The organism is Streptomyces griseoruber (genome assembly GCF_001514205.1).
GTDB classification, from domain to species: Bacteria; Actinomycetota; Actinomycetes; order Streptomycetales; family Streptomycetaceae; genus Streptomyces; species Streptomyces griseoruber.
Window position 1 is genome coordinate 2,261 of sequence record NZ_KQ948809.1, and the last position, 4,898, is coordinate 7,158.

5 protein-coding genes are annotated in these 4,898 nt (G+C 71.2%); 2 read left to right on the forward strand and 3 right to left on the reverse strand.

What is annotated here, in order from left to right; translation table 11 throughout:
- Window positions 1-539, reverse strand: a 539-nt coding sequence (locus tag AQJ64_RS44585) for an aromatic ring-hydroxylating oxygenase subunit alpha (RefSeq protein WP_159060365.1), incomplete at its 3' end; no start/stop codon positions are given.
- Window positions 540-981: 442 nt separating this feature from the next.
- On the opposite strand from AQJ64_RS44585, the gene purU reads away from it, so the two are divergent.
- Both purU and AQJ64_RS44595 read left to right on the forward strand, forming a co-directional pair.
- On the forward strand, window positions 982-1,854 hold the full coding sequence (purU, locus tag AQJ64_RS44590) for a formyltetrahydrofolate deformylase (protein ID WP_059203563.1): 873 nt from the start codon (window positions 982-984) through the stop codon (window positions 1,852-1,854).
- A gap of 113 nt (window positions 1,855-1,967) precedes the next feature.
- Window positions 1,968-2,762 (forward strand): IclR family transcriptional regulator, encoded by a 795-nt coding sequence (locus tag AQJ64_RS44595; protein WP_059203564.1) that lies wholly within the window; start codon window positions 1,968-1,970, stop codon window positions 2,760-2,762.
- A 51-nt stretch (window positions 2,763-2,813) separates the two neighbouring features.
- Here the strand turns inward: AQJ64_RS44595 and folP are convergent, their stop codons facing one another.
- Together folP and AQJ64_RS44605 are read right to left on the reverse strand one after the other, a co-directional pair.
- Window positions 2,814-3,620, reverse strand: coding sequence for a dihydropteroate synthase (gene folP, locus AQJ64_RS44600; RefSeq protein WP_059203566.1), 807 nt, complete (start codon window positions 3,618-3,620; stop codon window positions 2,814-2,816).
- 125 nt (window positions 3,621-3,745) lie between these two features.
- Entirely contained in the window at window positions 3,746-4,606 is an 861-nt protein-coding gene (locus AQJ64_RS44605; protein ID WP_059203565.1) for a bifunctional methylenetetrahydrofolate dehydrogenase/methenyltetrahydrofolate cyclohydrolase, read from the reverse strand.
- Window positions 4,607-4,898 lie beyond the last annotated feature (292 nt).

Below are 4,898 nucleotides of genomic sequence, written 5' to 3' on the forward strand. Positions count from 1 at the left end.
CTGTCGACGTCGTAGCGCTCGATGGAGGCGACGTCGCCGAGCCGCTCCACGACCGCGCCCAGCACGTCCTCCTCGAAGGACGGCGGGTTCTCCGCCAGGCACACCCACACATAGCCGAGCCACTCGCGGACATGGACGTTGATCAGGCCGTACGCGGTCCGGTCGATGTCCGGCATCGAGGTCAGGTTCGGGGCGGCGACGAGCTTGCCGTCCAGGCCGTACGTCCAGGCGTGGTACGGGCACTGGAAGGCGCGCTTGACCTCGCCGGACTCCTCGGTGCAGAGCTTGGCGCCACGGTGCCGGCAGATGTTGAGGAACGCCCTGACCGAGTTGTCCCGGGCCCGGGAGACGAGCACGCTCTCCCGGCCGACCTGGTACGTACGGAACGCGCCGGGCTTGTCCAACTCGCAGGCGCGGGCCACACAGAACCACATGGCCTCGAAGACCCGCTCCTGCTCCCGGGCGAAGATCCCGGGGTCGGTGTAGTACTCGCCGGCCAGCGTGGGGATCAGGCTGGCCGGCAGGTTCGTGCTGGTCATCGTGTCACCTTCGGAGAAGTCGGACGCCCGCGGCGGGGGTCGAACGGGGCGAGGGGTGGTCGGCATGCCGTTCCCATGGACGGTCTCCACCGCGACGACGGCGCGTACCTCGTGTGCCACGGTCGATCGCTCGCCCGGAGCGTTCGGCGGGGGCCGGCGAGAATCCGGAGACTGTTGCGTATTTTGCAACCTCATTCGCCATAAGCAACGCCTGCCATGACTGTCTCCTCGCGGGCGCCCCCTGTCAAGAGGCCCGTACGCCGACGGGGAGCACGCGATCACCGCCGCACGCCACACCCGCCGGCAAGACCCCGTCGACCCCTCTCCACCGTTCCCGACCCCTTGACCACCGGGTCGCCGGCATTGGAGCATGTTGCGTATCACCCATAGTGTTGCGCGATACGCACCAGATGGAATGCGCACCCGATCACGGAGGATGGCCATGTCTCCTCGACCGCAGCCCGGCCGCGAGTTCGTCCTCACCCTGTCCTGCCCCGACCAGGCCGGCCTGGTCCACGCCGTGACCACCTTCCTGCTGAACCGTTCCGGCAACATCCTGGAGAGCCGGCAGTTCGACGACCGGATGTCGGGCCGCTTCTTCATGCGGGTGCACTTCGACGTCTCGGACCCCGGGGTCTCACTGGAGGACCTGCGGACCGGTTTCGGCCCGGTCGGCCAGGCGTACGGGATCAGCTGGCAACTGCACGACGCCTCGACCCCCACGCGAACCCTGATCATGGTCTCGAAGTTCGGCCACTGCCTGAACGACCTGCTCTTCCGCAGGTCCACCGGCTCGCTGCACATCGAGATCCCGGCGATCGTCTCCAACCACCGCGACTTCGAGCCGCTGGCACAGAGTTACGGCATCCCCTTCCACCACATCCCGGTGACCAGGGAGACCAAGGCCGAGGCCGAGGCGCGGCTGCTGGAGCTCGTGAGCGAGCTGGACGTCGACCTGGTGGTGCTGGCCCGTTACATGCAGATCCTCTCCGACGACCTGTGCAAGCAGCTCGACGGCCGGGCCATCAACATCCACCACTCCTTCCTGCCCAGCTTCAAGGGGGCCCGGCCGTACGTCCAGGCGTACCAGCGGGGTGTGAAGCTCGTCGGGGCCACGGCGCACTACGTCACGTCCGACCTCGACGAAGGCCCGATCATCGAGCAGGACGTCGTCCGGGTGGACCACTCCCGCGACCCCGAGGAGCTGGTCACCATCGGCCGGGACGTCGAGGCCCGGGTGCTCGCCCGCGCCGTGGAGTGGCACAGCGAGAGCCGTGTACTGGTGAACGGGAAGTGCACCGTGGTCTTCCGCTGACGACCGACCGGCCCTAGGGTGCGGGGAACCGGTCGGCGTCAAGTGTCCGACCGGCCCCTTGTCCAGTCGCTGTGGCCTCTCGCCCCAGATCGACCCTTGCGTATAGTTGCGCTATGAGCAACTACGCGGCAGAGGGCGCAACGACAGGCGCGGTGAACGGCGTGCAGTCCGTCGACCGTGCCGTCAGCGTCCTGGAGATCCTCGCCCAGCGCGGCGAGGCCGGTGTCAGCGAGGTCGCCGCCGAGATCGACGTCCACAAGTCGACCGCGTTCCGCCTGCTCGGAGCGCTGGAGGCACGCGGTCTGGTCGAGCAGACGGCCGAGCGCGGCAAGTACCGGCTCGGTTTCGGGCTCGTGCGGCTGGCCGGAGCCGTGACGGGCCGGCTCGACATCACCCAGCAGGGCCGGGTGGTGTGCGAGCGGCTCAGCGACCAGATCGGCGAGACCGTCCACATCGCGGTCCTCCAGGAGCACTACGCCGTCAACCTCCATCAGGTACGCGGCCCCGGCGCCGTCGGCACGCACAACTGGGTGGGGCAGCTCACCCCGCTGCACGCCACGTCGAGCGGCAAGATCCTGCTCGCCCATCTGCCCACGCGGACACGTGGCGACGTGCTCACCGCTTCGGGGCTGCGCAAGCTGACGCCGCACACCCTGACGGCCAGGTCCACGCTGGAGAAGAACCTCACCGAGGCGCTCGAACGCGGGTACGCGACGACACTGGAGGAACTCGAGATCGGGCTGCACGCCATGGCGGCCCCGATCCGCTCCCGGGACGGCGAGGTCATCGCCGCGCTCAGCGCCTCCGGCCCGGCCTACCGCTTCACCGAGGCACGCATCCATGAACTCGCCCCGCTGCTGGTCGAGGGCGCGGCGGAGATCAGCCGCCGGATGGGCCACCTGGGCTGAGACCGGCCCGCGCGCGGCACCCACGCCCCACGGCGCACCGCACCACTCAGTTCATCCGACGGCCTCGGCGCCCCAGCGGGCGGTCACCCGCACCGCGTCCAGCGTCGAGGCGACATCGTGCACGCGCAGACACCACACGCCCTGCGCCGCGGCCAGCACGGACACCGCGGTGGTCGCGGCATCCCGCTGCGCCGCCGGGCGGGGCCGCCCCGTCACCGGGTCCGCCAGCAGAGCGCCCAGGAACGACTTGCGCGACGCCCCCACGAGCAGGGGACAGCCCAGCGCGCGCACCTCCCCGAGCCGGCCGAGCAGCTCCCAGTTGTGCCCGGACTCCTTCGCGAAGCCCAGCCCGGGGTCGACGATCAGAGACCCGGGCGCGACCCCCGCCGCCAGCGCGGCGTCGATCCTCGTCCGCAGCTCGTCGAGCACATCGGTCACGACATCGCCGTAGCGGGCCTTCGCCTGCATGCCCGCGGCGTGTCCGCGCCAGTGCATCACCACGTACGGCGCACCGGCCCGCGCCATCAACGGCAGCATCGCGGGATCGGCGAGCCCCCCGGAGACATCGTTGATCAGCCGGGCGCCCGCGTCCAGCGCACGGGCGGCGACCTCGGCCCGCATGGTGTCGACGCTGACGACCGCGCCCGCCGCGGCCAGTTCCCGGACCACGGGCAGCACACGGCGCAGCTCCTCCTCCACCGGCGGACGCACGGCGCCGGGCCGGGTGGACTCACCGCCCACGTCCACGATGTCCGCACCCTGCTCGACCAGCGCGAGTCCGTGCGCGACGGCCGCCTCCGGGGCGAAGGACAGCCCGCCGTCCGAGAACGAGTCGGGCGTGACGTTCACGACGCCCATGACCAGTGTCCGGCCGGGCCGCGGAAGCCCGTGCGGGTGGAGCTCGGGCGTACCCGGGCGGAGAGGGGTGGCGGAGTGGGCCGTGACGGTCACAGGGGTCCAGCCTTAGTGGGGGACGTGCGCGTTCATACCGCGGCGGCGTTCTTCTCGGCGGCCTCGACGACGTTGGCGAGCAGCATGGCCCGCGTCATGGGGCCCACCCCGCCGGGCATGGGCGCGAGCCGGCCGGCGACGGTGGCGGCGTCCGGGTGGATGTCACCGACCAGGCCCTGGTCGGTACGGGTGATGCCGACGTCCAGGACGGCCGCGCCGGGGCGCAGCATGTCCTTGGTGACCAGGCCGGGTGAACCGGCGGCCGCGATGACGATGTCCGCCTCCCGGACGTGCCAGGCCAGGCCCTTGGTCCCGGTGTGGCACAGGGTCACGGTGGCGTTCTCGGACCTGCGGGTGAGCAGCAGCCCGATGGGACGTCCTACCGTGATGCCCCGGCCGATCACGCACACCCTCGCTCCGGCGAGGGGCACGTCGTGACGGCGGAGGAGTTCGACGATGCCGCGCGGGGTACACGGCAGCGGTGCGTCGACCCCGAGGGCGAGCCGGCCGAGGTTCACCGGGTGCAGTCCGTCGGCGTCCTTGGCCGGGTCCATGCGTTCCAGCACGGCGTTCGCGTCCAGGTGGCCCGGGAGCGGGAGCTGGACGATGTATCCGGTGCAGGCCGGGTCGGCGTTGAGTTCGTCGATGACGTCCTCGACCTGCTGCTGGGTGGCGTCGGCGGGCAGATCGCGGCGGAGGGAGGCGATGCCGACCTGCGCGCAGTCCCGGTGCTTGCCGGCGACGTAGGCACGGCTGCCGGGATCGTCGCCGACGAGGACGGTGCCCAGACCGGGCGGGCGACCGCCCGCCGCCGTCAACTTGGCCACACGCTCCGCGAGTTCGCGGCGAATCTCGGCGGCGGTGGTCTTGCCGTCCAGCAGTTGTGCGGTCACCGGCGGTGTTCCTTCCCTCGGAGTGGACGCTGCTCGCTAGTGCCGCGGCAGGCAACGTTTGCCCGTCAAGGAGCGGCGTCCGGTGCGTCCTCTCGGCGTGCCGGCCGGAAGTCCTCGTACTGGACGTACTTGGGCTTTCGGCCGGTGCGGCGAGAGTGCGTGCCGGGCGTCGCGACGGGGCGAACGTCGCCTGCCGCGGCACTAGCCGCGCAGGCGGGACATGGACGGGTCGAACAGGGGCTCCTCGGCGACGACCGCGTCGACGCGCCGGTCGAAGTAGCCGATGTGGAGC